Raw genomic sequence first — 20,255 nt, 5'->3', positions numbered from 1 at the left:
CAAGCAATTAGAACCAAGTTTCCATCTGCAGTGCAAACAGAACCTCGCCGCCCTCTCCCATCGTTGCAGCATCTGCTTCAGTGCTAATCGAGTAACCATTCAGGTCTTCACTCCAATCCACATAGCTCACAGCGAAACGCAGTTCAGGCCTATCAAAGAAACCAGTGCTAGTTGAAAGCTTGAGTGTTGGTGCAACTGTCGCTTTGTAGAAACCGCCGCTCGCTTGCTCTGTCGAGTTGTCTAAATCCATGTATTGCAATGAACCTTCGTAAACCATCTCAAAGTTCTCTGTGAACTCTTGAGCTAATCGAACGTTTAAAGAAGCCCATGTGAACTCGTCATTCTTCTTCAAACGATCTTGGCTATGCTCTGCCATTAATGCAGGTGCTAAGCGCCAGTTGTCGCCAATGCGAGTGACACCGTAGCTAAACAGGCGAACGGCTTTCGCGTCATCCAGTAGATCACCATTTGAACCGATGCCTTTTAGCTCTGCACCTAGGCCACTACCCACTAACATACCCGTTTTAGAGAAGCCTTCGCTCAGACCAAAGAAGTTGTCTCCATGGTACGCAAACATTGCGTGTACACCGCTTTCAGCTGCGCCATTTAGGCGGCTATCGTTGTCTGCTGAGGTCATACCGCTCAACATCACTTGCCATTGGCCAATACGGTTATTCATGGTTGCAATGTAGTTTTCTACATCTGTTGACGAGCTATCAATCTCACCAAAATCTCGGCCATAAATAGAGAAATTCGCTTTCCAGTTGTCGCTCATCTGAACGTCATAAACGCCCGCACCAGTACCTGATAAGAAGACAATATCCGAATCGAAAAAGTGAATATCAAAGTTGTCGCGATCGAATCGTTTACCCGCCCAAAACGTTGCTTCAGAAAACGCTTCAGATTCAGAGAACATGCTCAGACGGTTCAGTTCTGAATACACTTGTCGCACATTCAACTGGCTTTCGCTGGCAGTCCACTCGTTATTTGTCTCAGTACTGTCGGCCAACATGATGCGAAACAAAGCACTAGAGCCATCGTCTGCAAATCGCTTATGAATCAAGTTCGCTTCAACGTAATGATCATCTTCAACACCAAGACGTCCAATTGGAGCTCCAATGGCACCCGCCGCTGTCATGTAAGGACCAGTACCTGTCGCGCCGTTTAGGTCGTCGTTGATCAATAACCCAGAGCGAGCATAGCCGTGAAACTCAAACGAAGAAGCCTTTTCATTGGCCTCGGTAGAGACCTGCTCTGTTTGTACAACCCTTTGTTCTAATTCATTAATACGTTGCTCTAATGCTGCAACGTCTTCACTTGCTAATACCGATGTAGTCATTAGCCCCATTGTTACAGCAACCGCTAAAATGTGTCGTTTCATTCTGATGTTCTCACGTTAATTGTTTTGGATTATCTGCAAACGTTCCCAAAATAATTCGTAAGCACATTTCGGCTTATACTTTTGATGTATAAGCTCTATATCGAAGAAGAAATAGAAATCAGTCGTGTTGATTACTTCACTTTTGTATCTGAGTGGATGATAGATCGATAATTTCGGGAACGTTACCGAAAATGCATAATTCTGATAACTTTGTCACAAGTGAAATTGATTAATGGGCGAAAAATAGTGTATCGCGCACATTGAAGCCTTTATCAAGGTCGTCGATAAGCTAGAGTCAGTTACGAACAAAGCGTGATGAAACACACAATAACCACCAGCTTTAACTGATGAATAACTCGATTATCGAAGGTGAACACGGTTTTGTTCGATCTAATAAATGACGATCGAATCATAAAAGGGAAGTTAGAAATGAATCCAGATACTTATGAAAGCTTCCAATAAAAAAGCCAAGTTGAACCTTAGTGATCAACTTGGCTTTAAATGGCTCAATGAATGCTTTCTAGCGCGTTGTAACGTCACAAAAGTAGAGATTATTTAATTGGATAATGTCGCTTTAAAAACGCAATCACATGCGGTACATACTTATCGGTATCAAAAATTGGAGCACTATGACCAACACCCTCCTCGATAAACAGCTGATTCTCAATGCCGTACTTGTCCAAAGCATGTTTGAGGATCTGGCTTTGCGCTAAAGGCACTCGCTTATCCAGTGTTCCATGGAACTGAATGTAAGGCGGAGCATCACTGTTTATATAACTGGTCGTTGAAGCTTGTGCCGCTAGCTCTGGTACTTCACTCGGGATATCACCTAAAAAGCGTGACACCGACGACTTTTTACTGGTTGGTCTGTTCCCTTTATTACCTAGTTCCAGCAGGTCCGTCGGGCCAAAAAAGCTTACAACTCCAGCCACTCGATACTTAGGTTCTGAGTAAAAGCTAATGTCACCGTGCGTATTACTTGCGCCGACCAATCCCGCTAAATGACCACCAGCTGAACGCCCCATCATAACCACGTTATCGGCGGCAAGATTGTACTTGTTAGCATGGTCATGAAGATAGTTAATAGCATCATTAATATCCGCGACTGGTTTTGGGAAAGTTGCTTCGCCACTTAAACGATAATCGACCGCAGCCAACGCATAACCTTCATCCAAAACAGAATTAAGCAACAACGGGTTTTTAGTCGGAATATCGTCTTTAGTGCCACGCTTCCACGCACCGCCATGTACCCAAACGAGCAACGGATATTTTCCATCAACCTTTGCTTCTGTTTTGGGAAGGTAGAGATCAAGCTTGATCTCTCGTGCTTCTACCGTCTTAAACAAGATGTCCTTTTCTACTGTGTATACCGCATTAGCATTAGCATTAGCATTAGCAGCCGATAATCCAACAAATGAAAGCATCAGTAATTTTGTTATCTTTTTCATTATGAACCTCTTATCTAGAATGACGCTTCTGCTGCTAACCAGTAACGACGACCATCTTCAACGTAGCCAAACTCTTCGTAATCGGTTTGTTCATCAAATAGGTTGTAGATACCAGCCATCACCTTAAGGTTCTTTTGCACATACCAGTTGGCACCTAAGTCAACATAAGTAATTGATGGCGCTTCGTATTGTGTTCTTGAACTACTCGTTGTCGGTTCTGACTCTTTGCCACGGTATGTCACTCGCATCCAAGATTGGACATCATCACGTACTTGCCAATCTGCATTTACGGTAACTAAATGCTCAGGAACTTGTGTTAGTGGCTTACCCTCATCTTCACCAGACTGCTTCTCAGTATGTGTATAGGTATACGTCGAACCGACAGAAATCGCCTCAGTAATGCCTTTGTTTATCGTGTATTCAGCACCGTAAGTAATCGCGTCTTCAATGTTCACGTAGGTAGAATCACAACCACGTCGGCCACAGTTAGTGCTCAGCTCTTTCTTGTCGATCTTGTCTTTAAAGTCACTGTAGAATACGGTGATGTTCGAGCTTAAATCGGCATCGCCAACAAAGTACACGCCCATTTCACTGTTCACTGACGTCTCGGCTTTTAGATCAGGATTACCGTAAACCGAGCAGTCGCCACCACAACTTTCTTGCGCCCAACCCGCTTCCATCTCAGTTAAGCCTGGTGCTCGATAACCCGTTGAAACACCGCCTTTCACTGTCCAATATGAGTCGACACTCCACACACCATAAACGCGAGGGCTCAGATGAGACTCGAACACGTCATTTTGATCAAATCTGAGGCCAGTTGTTAGAGCAAAAGAATTGGTGATGTACCATTCATCTTCCGCAAACAGTGACCATTGGTTATTTTTGAAGACATGATCTTCTGCAGAATCTGTCAGCTCCTGACGTGTCTAGTTGAAGCCGATAGTTAGGTAGTGCGCCTCAAGCACAGGCATAGACCATTGTGAGTTCAGAGTCAGGTTTTCCACTTCCATTTCTCCGCCTTCATTCTCAACCGTTTCATTGTTGATGTATGAAGTGCCCGAGCCCCAGTCGTAGTTGCCTGAGTGAGATAGGCCCAATGATTGACGATTGTTCACACGCTCAGAATCTGTGGTTTTCGATTTTCCATCCGTCGTCACTCGTTCTTGATCGTGATAGGTGTAATCAAACGAGAAAGTATCGTCATCCGTAGGCGTCAAGTGTAGTGCGCCACGGTAACTCTCTAATGTTTTGCCTCCGTATCCGTAAAGAATCTCATCTTCCTTACGCTCTTGATATAAACCAGAGAAAGAAGCACTCAACAAGCCATCAATAAGAGGGCCCGCTAGATGCACTTGGCTTTGATATGAATTGCCCGAGTCTGAGTTCTCTTGCAGTGTTGTTTCACCACGTACGCTGCCATACCACTCTTGATAATCTTTACGAGTGATAATGTTGATCACACCGCCAATCGCGTCTGAACCGTAAAGCGTCGACATTGGGCCACGCACGACTTCAACTCGCTCAATCGCGTTTAGAGGTGGTAGCCAATCTTGCTCAAAGCCACCACTGCTGTTTTGTTGTGTTTCACGGCCAGACTGCTTGCGTCCATCGACCAAAATCGCCGTGTATTCTGCAGGCATACCACGTATTGAAATGTCTTGGCTCGAACCACCACCTGTCACTATCACACCAGGTACATCACGCAGCGCGTCTGTCAGATCTTTATACGATCGGTTTTCCAGCTGCTCACGAGTAATCACGCTGATCGACGCTGGCGCTTCAGTGACAACCTGCTCATAACCAGCTGCTGTCACAACCATGGTTTCCATAGTCGTCGCTTCAATGGTCAAAGCTTCGGTATCAACTTGATTTACTTGTTCGTTAGCAAAGCCCATCACAGGGAATACAAAACACGCAGCAGCTATAGACTTAGAAAGGGGGGAACGAGTAAACGTTTGAATAGTGTTCATCTTGGCTCTACTTAAATTGAGATTGTATTTAATAATCATTCTCAATTAGAGCGGCGTAAATCATTCGCTTCAAGCATAATGCTATCGCCAAAATAGAATATCGCTATCCGCCAGACGGATAGTTACCTTCATCTTATGCTTGATATGAAACTGATGATGTTGCGAATAACGGCTCTCAAATCACTCAGACTTCGGTGCTTACTTAACTAGAAGTCACTCTCTTTTAAGAGTACGTATCTTTGCCTACATAGAGGTCTTTGAATATTTCACGTACCCATTCACACATCGGGTCATCATGAAATCGCTTGTGCCAGTACAAATAAACTTCTTGAAAGCTCAAGTGGAGTTCTTCTGGGACTTCTCTGGTGATCAGGCGGGGATCATGACACGCTGCTTCTGCAAAAGGTGTTGGAAGGTGAAAGATGATGTCGGTTTCAGCAGCAATACTTGGCGCCGAGCTGAAGTTACTCAACTGCACAGGTGCAGACAGGCGCTGCTTTTTATTGGCTAAACCGAGTTCTTGGTATTTGTGTTCGAAAGAGAGCCTTTTCTCACCTTGTAGAGAGACTTGGCCAAAATCATATTCCGCCAGCTTTTGTGGGGTCAGAGTTTCATTCGCCAATGGGTGCTCTCGGCTCATCAACAAACGGAACGTGCGCTTCGCCACTGTCATACGATAGATATTTTGCTCAGCAGAAGGCGGCTGATGCGAAGATAAGGCAAAGTGCACATCACCTGCGACCAAGGATTCGAAATGACGCTTGGGCGCAGAATCTAAACTCACGATCATGTTCGGCGCTTCTTTGCGGATCTTAGCGATCACCTTGGGCATTAAGGTATTAATTTGAGGCAGTAAGCCATAAAATTTCACAGTACTATCAACCTTGCTTGGGTCAAACGACTGCTTATGAACCAACTTTTCCAGGTTAGTAATAACGGTGTTGATATCGTTTTTAATCGACTCTGCTTTTGGGGTCAGCTCATAGCCATACTTCTTACGTACCAGCAGCTCATCATCAAAGAAGGTACGCATTTTTTGTAGCGTACGACTTACCGAAGACTGGCTCATGTTCAGAGACATTGCGGTATTAGAGACGTGTTTTTCTTCGAGTAAATGCTTAAGAACGAAAAGAAGATTCAGGTCAATCTGGGAGAGGTTCATGAGTGCGTCACCAAAATAATGAGGGCATCGTTGAGACAATACGCCGCGCTCAAACCACGGCAATGCATATCAATGATTGGGGTTCAAGATATCGAGTTAACGGCTCTGCGAGCATGATTTAAAGTTCAATAGAAAAACGACTAAATCAAAAAATAGAAATAGAGATCGCTACTTTCTCTTCCCCTGCTCCACCAACTTTTCATTCCATGCCGTATTGCCGTCACGCTTAGAGACATCGTACTCCGCACAGAACTGAGATATGGTCATATTGTTATCGCCAGTGGCAAGCTTGAGAGCCAACTGAACTTGTTGAAGCTTGCTTTGCAGTCGCAAGATTTGACCAGCATTTGGGCTTTTCTCTTTGGCGTATTTTAAAGCCGCATGCTTACGTTCTGCCGCGCCCGCTCGGCGATCTGCTTCTGATAACAGATACTTGAGTTGAGCAACACTCTTGCCTTTCTTGAAGGCAGGATCAAGCAACTCAACGCATTCATCAAACGATGGATCGATAACGTATGGGTCAACTTTATGAGCTTGTTGGCGCATCCATTCGAGTGCGAGTTTTTCATCTGACATAATTACATCTTTACCAAAGAAACAGCCCTATATGGTATCGCTCAATAGCAAACCGCTGCAATAACAAATTGAGTGACTTTACGCCTTTTTACACTGTGCCGATTGACTAATTTAACAATCACAGCTCCAATAGTTGGCTTTAACGCATCACAAACAGCTCTTCGTGGTAGTGCTTTTCAATATCAAATTGATAGGTGTCTAATTCTTTTTTCAGTGATGTAGAGAACAACTCCGGCCCGCAGAAATACATCTCGTACTCGTTGAGGTCGCCACATTGATTGACAATTCTTCCGGCGTTTAGCCGCGGTGAGTGCAAGGTATCTATCACGGTCAACTTCACACCAACCGCGTGTGCTAGGTGCCACAACTCATCGATTAATTGCTTATCAACACCGCGAGTACAATAAAACAGTTGAATACGAGGATGATCTCGTTCTGTTTTGAGCGCTTCAAGTGTTGCAAAAAACGACGCTATCCCGACACCACCAGCAATCCAAATTTGTGGCTTGCTTAGGTCAAAATAAAGTCGACCATAGGGTCCTTCAACCGTAACCGCATCGCCCGCTTTCACTCGTTCATATAGGCCATTAGTAAAATCACCCAGCTCTTTGATCAAAAAGCGCAGCTCTGGATCATCACTGCCAGAAACAATGGTAAACGGATGCGGGTCTTCATTACCGAAACGCAAGTACGCAAACTGCCCAGCTTTGTGACCTTGCCAAGATGCCTCCGGTTTTAACACCAGCTCCATCACTTCAGCTTGTGGAAAATAGCGAGTCGAGATAATCGTCGCTGAGTGACGATTACGACGCCCAACCAAGCCCAACAAACTGTAAATCGCTGCGATAGACCCAGCCAAAGCAAATGCCACAGTTAGATAATAAATAGGTTCTCCCCAATACGCTCGTTTAAGCAGGATTACTGAGTGGAAAGCGATAAACAGGTACGCAACCGACATCAGACGGTGCGACAATTTAAACGGTTTGTACTTCACTGCCGCCCATAGTGACACCACCAGTAAAATGAGCAACAAGTAGAAGCCCCACTCGCCAATACTCTGAGCAATACCGCGTAATTCATTGACCCATAACTCCCATCCAGTCAAAACAGCTTGCGGCCCTGAACCATCGTGTCGAACAGGCTTATCTAACACACCAGACACCACCAATGACTTAGGTATTTGGTACCACAACCAGTGTTTCACACCCAGTGCAACACCACCGATACCGAGCCATTTATGGACTCGATATGCTTTATCCATACCTTTCAGCCAATTCTCAACCATAGGCAAACGCATCGCCAAGATCATTGTGATGGACATTAACACCAGAGACAAAATACCTGAGTACTGAATCATGGCTGAGCGCCATTCAAAGACATCGCTTGAAGCGAATAATTGCGGTTCCATCGCAAACCAAAAGGCTGACATTGTGGCAATCATTGCCCAAATGATATTGCGGACTGTTTTCATTTGTTAACACTCATAAAGACGACATCATTACTTTAGCTCCTGTGATGTAAAGGGACGTCAACGTACGTAAATCTATGCAAAGGATCTCGTTCATTGTGCTGTAGCAGAGATAAAAGAGACAAACTGCCCACGGCCAATAAGCGCTCTTTGATCGATAAAAGCGGATTCTTCGTACATATAAGTCCGTTAGTGAGCATGCTCGAAGATAACAATAAATGAGAAGAAGAGAAGATATGAAGGACATGACCCTTTCTAAACAAGAGATCCAAACAATGGACCCGCGCCACCGCATTCGTTTGGTTAACTCCCTATCTGGATTTAAAAGCGCCAACCTAATTGGTACTTGTGATAAACAGGGGCTTGAAAACCTTGCGATAGTGAGCTCTGTCATTCACCTAGGGTCTGATCCCGCGCTGCTTGGTTTTATTGTTCGCCCAGATAAAAGCCGACGTCATACGCTAGAAAACATCCTAGAAACTAAGTACTTCACCGTTAACAGCATTGGTGCTGACTTTGTTAAAAAGGCCCATCAAACCTCGGCTCGCTACCCTAAACCAGTCTCAGAATTCAACGCGGTCGGCTTAACGGCCTATTATGACGACACATTCCCCGCTCCCTTCGTCTTGGAGAGCAGTTTAAAGATAGGGTTAGCGTTCAAAGAACAGATAACAATCGAAAGCAATCAAACGCAAATGTTGATCGGTGAAGTTATAACGATTCACGCACCCAAACGCGCCGTGATGCCGGATGGCTACCTTGATTTAGAAGCGTTGGATTTGGTCACGGTATCAGGGCTTGATAGCTACCACGTAACTCAAAGACTGCACCGATTAAGCTATGCAAAACCACAACAGCCACTCTTTCCACTCACTCGTGAAGGTAACCCAACTTCATGGGAAGCTTTCGAACTCAATCTAAACTAATTTTGTTCGGCAATTTGCTATCAAAAGTGCTAACGTCCTTTAATTCCAAGAGATGCATCTCACACAGGCGCATCTCACTAAGCACACTATTCGTTCTTACGTCTGTTTCCAAGGACCCTTTTGAAGTTAACTCACTTTAAATACAAAACGCGCGAAGGCCCAGACTACCGACATGGCGATCAGGTGTCATTCATGGACATCAAACAAACCTTCGGTATGGGCAGCATTCGTGTGGGTGCTTGGGTGACGAAAGAAGAAAAAGAGTTGGCCGCAAATCTGATATTCGATTCGCTAGCCGACTTGGCTTACATCTTGGCTTTGCCACCAGAAGCGATTGGCCTTCGCGGCACATTAGGCTTAGCGTTCGGCAGTGGCGGCAGAAAAGGCGTACAAGCACACTATGCCCCGAACCAACGAGAATTAGCCCTCGCGAAGAATGCCGGAGCTGGCGCGCTCGCTCACGAGTTTTGGCATGCATTTGACCACTATATCGCTGAGAAAGCGTTTGAAATCGGCGATACCTCTGGCCCTCGCAAGCAGATCCTGTTCGCCAGCGACTGTTGGTTGCACGATAGAACGGTGCGACCTCATCCATTAAACGAAAGTTTGATGTCTCTGTTTGATGCCACACTGCTTAGCGACAATAACTTGGACAAACACGATTATGTGGCTCGCAGTGTGATTGCCGACAAAGCGATGTCTGCCCGTTACTTCTCACTACCCACAGAGATGATGGCGCGCGCTTTTGAATCCGTGATTGAATCGTGTTCCGATATCAAGAACGCTTATCTAGTGGATGGCACAACCAAGCCTGATATGTACCCCGTGTATCCTGATATGGCGCACCGAGAACAGATATACCAAGCCCTGCAAGGTTACTTCGCACCATTAGGCCGATCTTTGAGTAAATAGCATTTTGAGTCAGTAACTCTCTGCATATTTACAATGAATGACATGTACCATAAGTTGATCATGTGTAACCTCTGATATAACATGTACAACAAGCGGAACATGTAGAATAGTTAATTCATGAATGATTAACTATTCTGTGTATATAGAAAGATTAAACATATCCAAAAACAACAGGGTAAATAAGTGATGAATATTGTTTCTTTTACTGAGGCCAGAAATAGCCTTAAGTCTGTGCTCGATAGAGTGGTAGACGATTCTGATGTTACGGTAATAACCAGACGAGATTCAGAAGATGCAGTGGTCATGTCTCTTGATCATTTTAATTCAATGCAAGAAACCTTGTACCTAATGAGCTCGCCTAAAAACGCTGAAAGATTGGCTGAATCTATTGCTCAACTCGAAGCCGGAAATACAACCGTTCGAGAATTGAATAATGACGAATGATCGAAAGATTGTATTTACAGATAATGCTTGGGAAGATTACCTATACTGGCAAACCCAAGACAAGAAAACGCTCAAGAAACTAAATAAGTTGATTGAAGCCGCTAAAAGAACGCCCTTTGAAGGGATTGGAAAGCCGGAGCCACTAGTCGGCAACCTGTCTGGCTTTTGGTCAAGACGAATCGATGACAAGAATCGATTAGTGTATAAAGCAGATGACGATAACTTTTATATAATTGCTTGTCGTCACCACTATTAAAAGCAGTAAGCAGCACATAGAAAGGGCAGTAATGATCAGTTGGCCATCTTTGGTAAAACTCGACGGTGATGATGAGCTTATTTACGTCGCATCCGAACACGAATTTCAAGCAGAATGCTCAGACATGATCCTGGGTGAAGATGATTACCTCATTGATTCAGAGGGTAACAGCTACGCACTTCAATCGATATCAAATCAACTGTCTCTAGCGAAACGGCCTGAGCAATATTCAGTAGAAAGCGTGACCAAGCTGATTCGAAACCACGAGTTTCAAAAAGCTGAAGTGTGCCTGATGAAGATCCACTTCCTAACGATTGAAGAAGCAATTCAGTCGCTGGCTTTTGAGGCTCGCTAATACTGCTTAAGAGCTCGTATCAAAGCGAATCCCCAAGACAGATTAAACAAAAACAGCGCCAATTCAGGCGCTGTTTTTGTTTGTTGTCTTAGCTATCTCAAAGAAAGCTAATACATTAAGCGATAAAAATCTGTGCCAGTGCGTAGCCTAAGCAACATGCGCCTACTACACCGATTAAACCCACCGACATGAATGAGTGGTTGAAGTACCACTTACCAATCTTGGTGGTGCCAGAAACATCGAAGTTTACTGTTGCGATATCTGATGGGTAGTTCGGGATGAAGAAGTAGCCGTAAACCGCTGGCATCAAGCCGATAAGCAGGGCTGGGTCTAGTCCTAATCCAAGCCCAACAGGCAGCATCATACGTGCAGTAGCGGCTTGCGAGTTCACCACAACCGATACAATGAATAGCGCTAGTGCAAACGTCCATGGGTAGTTGGTCACCATTTCCACGATGCCAGACTTGAACTGAGGCATTGCGTATTGGAAGTAGGTATCCGACATCCAAGCGATACCGAAGATAGCAATCGCCGCCACCATACCCGATTTGAATACCACGCCGTTTGGCACATCACGTGGGTCAGTTTTGGTCGCCAGCAAGATGATACCGCCGAAACAGAGCATCATCATTTGGATGATCACCGACATCTTAATTGGCTTATCGCCGTCTACGATGGTTCTGATCTCAGGCACCATCGCCACGATAACAATCACGACAATCGACAATAAGAAAATCAATACCGCATTACGCGCCGAAGTTGGCAGCACTTCATCCAAAGACGTCGCAGTGGTGCTTTCGATGCGCTTTTTCCACTCAGGATCTTTTAGACGCGCTTGGTATTCAGGATCGTCGTTCAGTTCTTTGCCGCGTTTCAGGCTGTACAAAGAAAGCAAAAACGTACCAAACAGCGTTGCAGGCACCGTCACCATCAAAATGGAAAGCAGTGTAATAGAGTGTTGAATATCAGAAAGCTGCGCGAGGTAGTACACCACAGCGGCTGAAATTGGTGATGCGGTAATAGCTAGTTGAGACGCGACAGACGCAGCTGCCATTGGACGCTCAGGACGAATCCCGTTCTTCAATGCCACATCACCGATGATAGGCATAATTGAATACACCGCGTGACCAGTGCCCAATAGGAAAGTCATCGAGTAAGTCACGAACGGAGCTATCAGGGTGACGCGTTTCGGGTTCTTTCTTAGTACCCTTTCCGCCACTTGGAGCATGTATTTTAAGCCACCGGCCGCTTCGAGGATCGAAGCACAGGTTACCACCGCGAGGATGATCAGCATTACGGTGACAGGTGGAGAGGTTGGTGGCATCTTGAAGACAAACACCTCGATAACCAAACCAATACCAGAAACAACACCTAAGCCAATACCACCATACCGAGACCCGATATAAAGTACGACTAATAAAAATAGAAACTCAAAATACAACATAAGCAACCCTGCTAAAAATATGGACTAATGATATTTTGTCTCTAAGCTCAGCCATTTACTTATTGCTTGGTCACACTATCATTAAAGGCTACCGCAAATTGTTTTTTATAAGATTATGGTCACGCTAACAAGCCTGTAAGTTTATGAAATGTAATAGTAAAACAAACACCCGACCTCGATTTGTTATGTATAACAGTCATAATTGTATCTGTTAGATCTCGATGACCTATAAAAGATTAGGCTCATAACTGAACGATATTATTTCAGCTTGAATTAATGAGATTTCAAGTCATTCAGAAGCATATTGCACACCCAATACTTCCGATTCTAACTCAACGCTGACTCGCCTATCCTTAGACACTATGTCAAAATACTCATTCTCACGACGACAATAGATAAAGAACCACGGATATGAATTTTCAAGCTGCTATTTTTGATATGGATGGACTACTGCTCGACACCGAGCGACTTTGTATGCAGGTTTTTGAAGAAGCATGTCACGCGCAAGGTGTTCCGTTTTTGCAAGATGTCTACCTAGGCATTATTGGCTGTAACGCAAAAACCATCGAACAGATCTTTAGAAATGGTTACGGTGAAGGCTTAGATTATCCTGCGTTAAACAACGAATGGCGAACTCGTTACAGTGCGATTGTTAAGAACCAAGCAATCCCTGTAAAAGACGGCGTGATTGAGCTGCTTGAATGGCTAAAATCGAATGACATTCCAATCGCGGTGGCGACCTCCACTCAGCTTGATATCGCAAAGAAAAAGCTTGAGCTAGCTGGCCTAGATTCGTACTTCACTTCATTAAGCACAGGCTGCGAAGTGACTCACGGCAAACCTCACCCAGAAATCTACTTACTCGCGGCAGAACGCTTAGGTGTTGCACCTGAAACCTGCCTAGCGTTTGAAGACTCAAACAACGGTATTCGTGCATCAATGGCAGCGAACATGATCAGCTTCCAAATTCCAGATTTGGTTGAGCCTTGCGAAGAAGTTAAAGCGCTTGGTCACACGATCAGCCCGTCACTGCATCATGTGTTAGCGCAGCTTCAACAAGCCACTGAATAAGCTCTGATTACCGTTAATAGCGCTTTAATCAACACAGAATAACCTTTCTATTAAGCCGACTCACTGAGTCGGTTTTTTTTGTGGGTATTCCTTTTATAAAAGATAAAAAATCGCGCTAGAAACTGTTACAGTCGATGTGAAACGATGGAAATCGAGAAGCAATATTGATAATGGAGAAAGGGACGCGTGATAGAAAAATTTGAAAGCCAACTGCTTGATTTTGCACAGCAAGAGATGACACAAGATGCAGCGCACGATATCAGCCATATTAAGCGCGTAGTCAAAACCGCCAAGGCTTTGTGTGCTCAAGAACAAGCTAAGCTTGAAGTCGTGCTGCCCGCCGCTTACCTTCATGATTGTTTCACCTTTCCCAAGAATCACCCAGACAGAGCCCAAAGCTCACAAATGGCAGCAGACAAGGCGATCTCTTTCCTCAAATCTATCGAGTATCCCGCGTCTTATCTCGACGAGATCCATCATGCGATTGTCACTCACAGTTACAGCGCCAACATCACTCCAGAAACCTTGGAAGCTCAAATCGTCCAAGATGCTGATCGCCTAGACTCTCTCGGTGCGATTGGCATTGCACGCTGTCTGTACGTGGGGCAGAGCTTTAACGCAGAACTCTATAACCACGAAGACCCGTTCGCCAAGCAACGTGACTTGGATGATAAGCATTACAGCGTCGACCACTTCTACGTGAAGCTGTTTAAGCTCGCTGAAACCATGAATACAGAATCCGCTAAGTTAGAAGCCAACAAGCGCACCGACTACATGCGTGGTTTTCTCGCTCAATTGGCGACAGAAGCTTAAGCTCCTTTTCATATAGAAATTAGTCCCATATCATAAAGAATCGCTTTAGTTTGGAACCTTCAATGACCCAAGAAAAATTCGACACCATTTATCAACGTGCGGCTCACCGTAAAGGTGGCGCAGCAGAACTCGAAAAGATTGTCCGTGCGCCCCTTTCACAAGCCGAGTTATCACAAATCACTGATGACCGTTGGCTGGCCGCTTTTACCGAAAAGGTCTTCCAGTGTGGTATTTCGTGGAATGTGGTGAGAAAGAAGTGGCCACAATTTGAAGAAGTATTCTTTGAGTTCGATATTGAAAAGATGCTGATGCTGCCGAATGAGATGTGGGAACAGAAAGCGCAAGACCCGCGCATTATTCGCCACCTCACCAAGGTAATGACCATCCCTGCCAACGCCATGATGATCCACAATGCCAAGCGTGAAGCGGATTCCTTCTCGCAAATGGTTGCCGACTGGCCATCAGAACGTATCACCGAGCTGTGGGATTACCTGAAAAAACACGGCAAGCGATTAGGTGGTAATACTGGAGCCTACACTCTGCGCCAAATGGGTAAAGATACCTTCATCTTGTCATCAGATGTTGAAGCACACCTATGCAGCACAGACGTGGTTGATAGCGGTCGTAACACCAAGCGAGCACAACTGGCAGCGAGTAAAGCCTTCAACGAATGGCAGCAACAGTCAGGTCGTAGCCTGAGCGAAATCAGTCAGATCGTGGCATACAGTTGCGGCGATAATCGAGTATAGCTTTAAACAGAACGCGCATTTAGCTTTAATTACATACACACTTAGCTTCGACCAGATGCGCACTAAGCTTCAAACCAAAACTCACTTTTTAAAAAGTACATAGTTCAATATTGCACCGATTTGTACGAAGCTGAATGTTACAAGTCGTTAACAAATAAGCGTACATCGCACTTTCAGCCAGTGGCATTGTATAGATAAGTGTATACAATGTAAGGTAACACTCACGAATCATGCTCAACCCACCCTACTCGACTAAACAAGGGCCCTTATCTCTATGACAGCTCTCAAAAACTCTGTCTCCAAAGGTGTAAAAACGAAAGTAACAGGCCAGACTCAAGACGATGTTGTTTACTGCCATATCTTCGACGCGATACTAGAACAAAGGCTGCCACCAGCCACCAAATTAAGCGAAGAAGCACTAGCAGAAATCTTTGGCGTTAGCCGTACTATTATCCGCCGTGCCTTGCTGCGCCTCTCCTTAGAACAAGTTGTGGTGATCCGTCCTAACCGAGGAGCCGTGATTGCTGCGCCAACGGTTGACGAAGCCAAACAAATCTTTAAAGCACGTGAAGTGATGGAAATTGCTATCACTGAGCTGGCGGTGAAAAACGCAACCAAAGCTCAAATAGAAGAATGCAGAAAATTAGTCGCGAAAGAGAACTGTGCTTTCGACCAAGGCGATTACGGCTCTGGCCTACGTTTGTCTGGTGAGTTCCACATCAAATTGGCTGAAATGGCCGAAAACGCTCCACTGCTGGCTTTCCAACGCAGTTTAGTATCGCAAACCTCACTGCTGATCGCTCAATACGAAACGGGCAACCACTCAAACTGTTCTTTAGACGAACACTCCGGCTTACTGGATGCAATAGAGTCAGGCAACGAACAACAAGCCGTCGAGTTGATGCAAGAACATCTAAGCCATATTCGTTCTAAACTCAACCTAGACAGCAGCACAGCTTCTAGTGATCTACATGTGGTATTCTCCGATCTGCTTAAGAAGAAATCATAGTCCTTTAAACAACAATTTTTATAAATCGACAGAAGTGAACCAATTGTGTTCACTTCTCTTCTTTATACCTGAATCCCTCTTTTTACCTTATAAAATCAACGCAGCTTTGCCCGGAAATTTTGCTCTCTATTACCTCAACACTTCAGAAAAGTTGAATAGTAACGATACTTCACATCACAAAAACTCCTCTTAATTTGTATACATAGTCAAAAGTCAACCTTCACCAAAAAACTTCTAAATAACCAGTCAAGTCCATATAAAACAAGTCACTACAATAGAAAATAAATTGTACACAATCTACCAAAGCGCCATATTGTTGCGTTTTTGTAAATAAATAGTTGACCCTTAGGTCAGGATGGATAATTATTGACCTAGAAGTCAAAAAGAATACACATGGAAATATGTCGATTTACAAGGAGGTCTCTTGATTACTTTTTTGCTCAATCAGGAAATAAGACGTGAAGATAATCTGTCGCCAAATATGACAGTGCTCAACTACCTTCGTACCAAAGTTAATAAAACGGGTACAAAAGAAGGTTGTGGGTCGGGTGACTGTGGTGCATGTACGGTAGTTCTGGGTGAAGTGGTTAATGGACAGCTGCAATACCGCTCGGTGAACTCTTGCCTAACTTTCGTTTCAGCGCTGCATGGCAAGCAACTGATCACAGTAGAAGATCTACAAAACCGAGATCGCTCATTGCACCCAGTGCAAAAAGCGGTGGTTGATTTTCACGGTTCACAGTGTGGTTACTGCACGCCGGGCTTCATCATGTCGATGTTTGCGCTAGGCAAAAACAAACCCGATGCGAGCAAAGAAGACGTCATGGAATCACTGGCGGGTAACCTATGTCGTTGTACAGGCTACCGACCAATTGTTGATGCTGCGATGTCACTTTCAACAGACCAACCTTTGATCGACCAATTTGCTGAACTTGAACGCAACACCATCAAGAAGCTAGAAAGCATTCAAGACACTGAGGCCAACTTACGCCTTGGTCACCTCACCGCTTTTTCCCCAAAAAGCACCGATGAGTTGGCCAAGCTTTTTCAAGCCCACCCGAACGCTAAGCTGGTTGCTGGCGGTACGGATTTAGCGCTGGAAGTGACGCAATTCCATCGTGAGATTGAAACACTGATCAGCGTGAACCTTGTTGAAGACATGAAGGTATGTGAAGAGACCGACACCGATCTAATCATTGGTGCCAACCTGCCTATCAGTGATTCTTACTCACTATTGAAAAAACACTACCCAGATTTTGGTGAACTGCTGCATCGCTTTGCTTCACTGCAAGTGCGTAACCAAGGCACCATCGGCGGTAATGTAGCGAATGCTTCGCCTATCGGTGACACCCCTCCTCTGCTGATTGCCCTTAACGCAAAGATCAAACTTCGTTGCGGTGACGAGTCACGCACCATGCCGATTGAAGATTACTTCATCAGCTACAAAGTGACGGCGCAAAAAGAGAGTGAGTTCATTGAACAGATCATCATTCCTAAGCCAACTAACGACAGCTTCCGAGCTTACAAACTGTCTAAACGTTTAGACGACGACATCTCTGCGGTGTGTGGTGCGTTTGATATTCAAATCGAAGACGGCAAGGTTTCTTACGCTCGTATCGCTTTCGGCGGTATGGCTGCAACACCTAAGCGCGCGGCGCGTTGTGAAAATACGTTATTAGGCAAACCATGGACAGACGCTAATATTAAGTTAGCGATGCAGGAACTGTATAACGACTTTGAGCCGCTATCTGATTTCCGTGCCAGCCAAGAATACCGTTCATTGTCGGCAGCCAATATGTTGCGTCGTTACTTCATTGAACAGCAGAACAAAAACAACCAAATCGAAACAAGGGTAACGTCTTATGTCTAAATCAAATTCCTCTGTTCACAAGAGCAATACGATGACCCACGAAGAGATGGTTACCATTGCAAAACAAGACCTAAAAACTGGCGTAGGTAAAAGCGTAAAACACGACAGTGCAGCCAAGCAAGTCACGGGCGAAGCGGTATACATTGACGACCGCCTAGAGTTCCCAAATCAGCTGCACGTCTACGCACGCCTGAGCACTCAAGCACACGCGAACATTACCAATATAGATTTATCACCGTGTTACGAATTTGAAGGCGTGGCGATTGCCATTCAAGCCAAAGACGTACCAGGTGAATTGGACATTGGTGCAATCCTACCGGGCGACCCACTGCTTGCCGATGGCAAAGTAGAATACTACGGCCAACCTGTGATTGCTGTGGCAGCTAACGATCTAGAAACCGCACGCAAAGCCGCGCACGCAGCCGTTATTGAATACGAAGAGCTACCAGCCATTCTTGATGTGAAAGAAGCGCTGGCAAAAGAGCACTTCGTAACAGAAAGCCACACTCAACAGCGTGGTGACTCAAAAGCAGCACTGAAAAAAGCGAAACACGTGATCTCTGGTGACCTAGAGATCGGTGGCCAAGAGCACTTCTATCTAGAAACTCAAATCAGTAGTGTAATGCCAACCGAAGACGGCGGCATGATCGTCTACACCTCTACACAGAACCCGACCGAAGTTCAAAAGCTGGTTGCGGAAGTGATTGGCGTGCCGATGCACAAAGTCGTGATTGATATGCGTCGTATGGGTGGTGGTTTCGGTGGTAAAGAGACTCAAGCAGCCTCTCCAGCCTGTATGGCTGCGGTGATTGCCCACCTTACAGGCCGACCGACCAAAATGCGTCTGCTGCGTAATGAAGACATGCAGCAAACCGGTAAACGCCACCCGTTCTACAATCAATATACAGTCGGTTTTGACGACAACGGTGTGATTCAAGGTGCCGACATTACCGTTGCAGGTAACTGTGGTTACTCACCAGACTTATCAAGTTCTATTGTCGACCGCGCGATGTTCCACTCAGACAACGCTTATTATCTAGGCGATGCAACTGTGGTCGGTCATCGATGCAAAACCAATACCGCATCGAACACCGCTTACCGTGGCTTTGGTGGCCCGCAAGGCATGATGACGATTGAACACATCATGGACGAGATTGCGCGTTACCTGAAAAAAGATCCTTTGGAAGTACGTAAAGCGAACTACTACGGCGAAGAAGGCCGTAATGTGACCCATTACTACCAAACCGTTGAAGACAACTTTTTACCTGAGATAACCGAACAGCTTGAACGCAGCAGTGACTATCACGCACGTCGTAAAGAAATCGCTGAGTTCAACAGGCAGAGCCCTATCTTGAAGAAAGGCCTTGCTATCACACCAGTGAAATTCGGCATCTCGTTTACTGCGACTTTCTTGAACCAAGCAGGTGCGCTCATCCATATCTACACCGATGGCAGTATTCATTTGAATCACGGTGGTACGGAAATGGGGCAAGGCTTGAACATCAAAGTGGCACAAATCGTTGCACAGGAGTTCCAAGTCGATGTCGAACGTATCCAGATCACCGCTACAAACACAGACAAAGTTCCGAACACATCACCAACCGCAGCCTCATCGGGCGCCGACCTCAACGGTAAGGCCGCGCAAAACGCCGCAATAACCATTAAGCAGCGCCTGATCGACTTCGCTTCTTCGCACTTCAAAGTGTGGCCTGAAGAAGTGGTGTTTAAAAACGGCATGGTGCAGATCCGCGATGAGATCATGACCTTCAACTCATTTGTTGAACTGGCTTGGTTCAACCAAATCTCGCTATCGAGCACTGGTTTCTACCGCACCCCGAAGATCTATTATGATCATGAGAAAGCACGCGGTCGCCCGTTCTACTACTACGCGTATGGTGCCTCTTGTTCAGAGGTTATCATCGATACCCTAACCGGCGAGAACAAGATTCTGCGTGTCGATATTCTGCATGACGTGGGCGCTTCCTTGAACCCTGCGATTGATATCGGTCAAGTCGAAGGTGGCTTTGTGCAAGGTGTCGGTTGGTTAACCACGGAAGAGTTGGTTTGGAACCAGCAAGGCCGCTTGATGACCAATGGTCCTGCGAGTTACAAGATCCCGGCGATTACTGATATGCCAATTGATTTCAGAACGCACCTTTTAGAAAACCGTAACAACCCAGAAGACACCGTCTTCAACTCGAAAGCCGTGGGTGAACCCCCTTTCATGTTGGGTATGTCGGTATGGAGCGCACTGAAAGATGCGATTAGCTATGTCGCCGTCGATGGCGCGATTCCTAAGCTCAACACACCTGCAACGCCAGAACGTATTCTGATGGCAATACAGGAAGTCACTGAAACCGCTCCGACCTCGGTCGATGCTCAATCAGAAACGGCTTAAGGC

The 20,255-nt window shown here is 45.4% G+C and carries 17 protein-coding genes and 1 pseudogene; 11 read left to right on the top strand and 7 right to left on the bottom strand.

Translation table 11 applies throughout. The annotated features are described in order from the left end of the window. Positions 1–7: 7 nt before the first annotated feature. The 6 genes and pseudogenes from AB4623_RS12680 to AB4623_RS12655 form a co-directional block, all read right to left on the bottom strand. Positions 8–1,381 (bottom strand): carbohydrate porin, encoded by a 1,374-nt coding sequence (locus AB4623_RS12680; protein ID WP_372146543.1) that lies wholly within the window; start codon positions 1,379–1,381, stop codon positions 8–10. A 551-nt stretch (positions 1,382–1,932) separates the two neighbouring features. Further along, the gene (locus AB4623_RS12675; RefSeq protein WP_372146541.1) at positions 1,933–2,829 is read right to left on the bottom strand and encodes an alpha/beta hydrolase fold domain-containing protein; all 897 of its coding nucleotides are present in this window, start codon (positions 2,827–2,829) and stop codon (positions 1,933–1,935) included. A 14-nt stretch (positions 2,830–2,843) separates the two neighbouring features. After that, positions 2,844–4,724, bottom strand: a pseudogene (locus tag AB4623_RS12670) (TonB-dependent receptor domain-containing protein). A 298-nt stretch (positions 4,725–5,022) separates the two neighbouring features. Further along, positions 5,023–5,961 (bottom strand): LysR family transcriptional regulator, encoded by a 939-nt coding sequence (locus AB4623_RS12665; protein WP_017071654.1) that lies wholly within the window; start codon positions 5,959–5,961, stop codon positions 5,023–5,025. Between the two features lie 168 nt (positions 5,962–6,129). Then, positions 6,130–6,537, bottom strand: coding sequence for a hypothetical protein (locus AB4623_RS12660; protein ID WP_017054885.1), 408 nt, complete (start codon positions 6,535–6,537; stop codon positions 6,130–6,132). 139 nt (positions 6,538–6,676) lie between these two features. Next, the gene (locus tag AB4623_RS12655) at positions 6,677–8,008 is read right to left on the bottom strand and encodes a ferric reductase-like transmembrane domain-containing protein (RefSeq protein WP_102428692.1); all 1,332 of its coding nucleotides are present in this window, start codon (positions 8,006–8,008) and stop codon (positions 6,677–6,679) included. Positions 8,009–8,241: 233 nt separating this feature from the next. Between AB4623_RS12655 and AB4623_RS12650 the strand changes: the two genes are divergently transcribed. The 5 genes from AB4623_RS12650 (at position 8,242) to AB4623_RS12630 (ending at position 10,898) form a co-directional block, all read left to right on the top strand. Beyond that, positions 8,242–8,931 (top strand): flavin reductase family protein, encoded by a 690-nt coding sequence (locus AB4623_RS12650; protein ID WP_136982336.1) that lies wholly within the window; start codon positions 8,242–8,244, stop codon positions 8,929–8,931. A gap of 120 nt (positions 8,932–9,051) precedes the next feature. Next, on the top strand, positions 9,052–9,843 hold the full coding sequence (locus AB4623_RS12645) for a CLCA_X family protein (RefSeq protein WP_017061617.1): 792 nt from the start codon (positions 9,052–9,054) through the stop codon (positions 9,841–9,843). A 186-nt stretch (positions 9,844–10,029) separates the two neighbouring features. Continuing rightward, positions 10,030–10,287: a type II toxin-antitoxin system Phd/YefM family antitoxin gene (locus AB4623_RS12640; RefSeq protein WP_017061616.1), complete on the top strand. Its 258-nt coding sequence runs from the start codon at positions 10,030–10,032 to the stop codon at positions 10,285–10,287. Beyond that, entirely contained in the window at positions 10,277–10,543 is a 267-nt protein-coding gene (locus tag AB4623_RS12635) for a Txe/YoeB family addiction module toxin (protein ID WP_017069754.1), read from the top strand. The genes AB4623_RS12640 and AB4623_RS12635 overlap by 11 nt, the downstream gene beginning before the upstream one ends. Positions 10,544–10,574: 31 nt before the next feature. Then, entirely contained in the window at positions 10,575–10,898 is a 324-nt protein-coding gene (locus AB4623_RS12630; RefSeq protein ID WP_372146539.1) for a DUF4144 domain-containing protein, read from the top strand. Between the two features lie 115 nt (positions 10,899–11,013). Here the strand turns inward: AB4623_RS12630 and AB4623_RS12625 are convergent, their stop codons facing one another. Beyond that, on the bottom strand, positions 11,014–12,342 hold the full coding sequence (locus AB4623_RS12625; protein ID WP_010432780.1) for an anaerobic C4-dicarboxylate transporter: 1,329 nt from the start codon (positions 12,340–12,342) through the stop codon (positions 11,014–11,016). Positions 12,343–12,753: 411 nt separating this feature from the next. On the opposite strand from AB4623_RS12625, the gene AB4623_RS12620 reads away from it, so the two are divergent. The 6 genes from AB4623_RS12620 to xdhB all read left to right on the top strand — a co-directional run bounded on the left by AB4623_RS12620 (position 12,754) and on the right by xdhB (position 20,252). Beyond that, positions 12,754–13,413 (top strand): HAD family hydrolase, encoded by a 660-nt coding sequence (locus tag AB4623_RS12620; protein WP_372146537.1) that lies wholly within the window; start codon positions 12,754–12,756, stop codon positions 13,411–13,413. 186 nt (positions 13,414–13,599) lie between these two features. Then, positions 13,600–14,226, top strand: a complete 627-nt coding sequence (locus tag AB4623_RS12615; protein ID WP_372146535.1) for an HD domain-containing protein — start codon at positions 13,600–13,602, stop codon at positions 14,224–14,226. A gap of 62 nt (positions 14,227–14,288) precedes the next feature. Next, positions 14,289–14,975, top strand: a complete 687-nt coding sequence (locus AB4623_RS12610; protein WP_372146533.1) for a DNA-3-methyladenine glycosylase I — start codon at positions 14,289–14,291, stop codon at positions 14,973–14,975. A gap of 274 nt (positions 14,976–15,249) precedes the next feature. After that, a complete protein-coding gene (locus tag AB4623_RS12605) occupies positions 15,250–15,984 on the top strand; it encodes a GntR family transcriptional regulator (RefSeq protein ID WP_372146531.1) in 735 nt (244 codons plus the stop codon). A gap of 424 nt (positions 15,985–16,408) precedes the next feature. Beyond that, positions 16,409–17,854, top strand: a complete 1,446-nt coding sequence (gene xdhA / locus AB4623_RS12600; protein ID WP_372146529.1) for a xanthine dehydrogenase small subunit — start codon at positions 16,409–16,411, stop codon at positions 17,852–17,854. Continuing rightward, a complete protein-coding gene (gene xdhB / locus AB4623_RS12595) occupies positions 17,847–20,252 on the top strand; it encodes a xanthine dehydrogenase molybdopterin binding subunit (protein WP_372146527.1) in 2,406 nt (801 codons plus the stop codon). The genes xdhA and xdhB overlap by 8 nt, the downstream gene beginning before the upstream one ends. Positions 20,253–20,255: the final 3 nt, after the last annotated feature.

Origin of the sequence: Vibrio sp. 10N.222.52.C12 (genome assembly GCF_041474215.1) — a bacterium.
GTDB classification, from domain to species: domain Bacteria; phylum Pseudomonadota; class Gammaproteobacteria; order Enterobacterales; family Vibrionaceae; genus Vibrio; species Vibrio crassostreae_C.
This window is presented reverse-complemented; position numbering and strand designations above follow the sequence as displayed.

Bases quoted from the DNA above. Each gene is read 5' to 3' on its own strand.
- AB4623_RS12680 (WP_372146543.1), bottom strand. From the start codon at position 1,381: ATGAAACGACACATTTTAGCGGTTGCTGTAACAATGGGGCTAATGACT.
- AB4623_RS12675 (WP_372146541.1), bottom strand. From the start codon at position 2,829: ATGAAAAAGATAACAAAATTACTGATGCTTTCATTTGTTGGATTATCG.
- AB4623_RS12665 (WP_017071654.1), bottom strand. From the start codon at position 5,961: ATGAACCTCTCCCAGATTGACCTGAATCTTCTTTTCGTTCTTAAGCAT.
- AB4623_RS12660 (WP_017054885.1), bottom strand. From the start codon at position 6,537: ATGTCAGATGAAAAACTCGCACTCGAATGGATGCGCCAACAAGCTCAT.
- AB4623_RS12655 (WP_102428692.1), bottom strand. From the start codon at position 8,008: ATGAAAACAGTCCGCAATATCATTTGGGCAATGATTGCCACAATGTCA.
- AB4623_RS12650 (WP_136982336.1), top strand. From the start codon at position 8,242: ATGAAGGACATGACCCTTTCTAAACAAGAGATCCAAACAATGGACCCG.
- AB4623_RS12640 (WP_017061616.1), top strand. From the start codon at position 10,030: ATGAATATTGTTTCTTTTACTGAGGCCAGAAATAGCCTTAAGTCTGTG.
- AB4623_RS12635 (WP_017069754.1), top strand. From the start codon at position 10,277: ATGACGAATGATCGAAAGATTGTATTTACAGATAATGCTTGGGAAGAT.
- AB4623_RS12630 (WP_372146539.1), top strand. From the start codon at position 10,575: ATGATCAGTTGGCCATCTTTGGTAAAACTCGACGGTGATGATGAGCTT.
- AB4623_RS12625 (WP_010432780.1), bottom strand. From the start codon at position 12,342: ATGTTGTATTTTGAGTTTCTATTTTTATTAGTCGTACTTTATATCGGG.
- AB4623_RS12620 (WP_372146537.1), top strand. From the start codon at position 12,754: ATGAATTTTCAAGCTGCTATTTTTGATATGGATGGACTACTGCTCGAC.
- AB4623_RS12610 (WP_372146533.1), top strand. From the start codon at position 14,289: ATGACCCAAGAAAAATTCGACACCATTTATCAACGTGCGGCTCACCGT.
- AB4623_RS12605 (WP_372146531.1), top strand. From the start codon at position 15,250: ATGACAGCTCTCAAAAACTCTGTCTCCAAAGGTGTAAAAACGAAAGTA.
- xdhB (WP_372146527.1), top strand. From the start codon at position 17,847: ATGTCTAAATCAAATTCCTCTGTTCACAAGAGCAATACGATGACCCAC.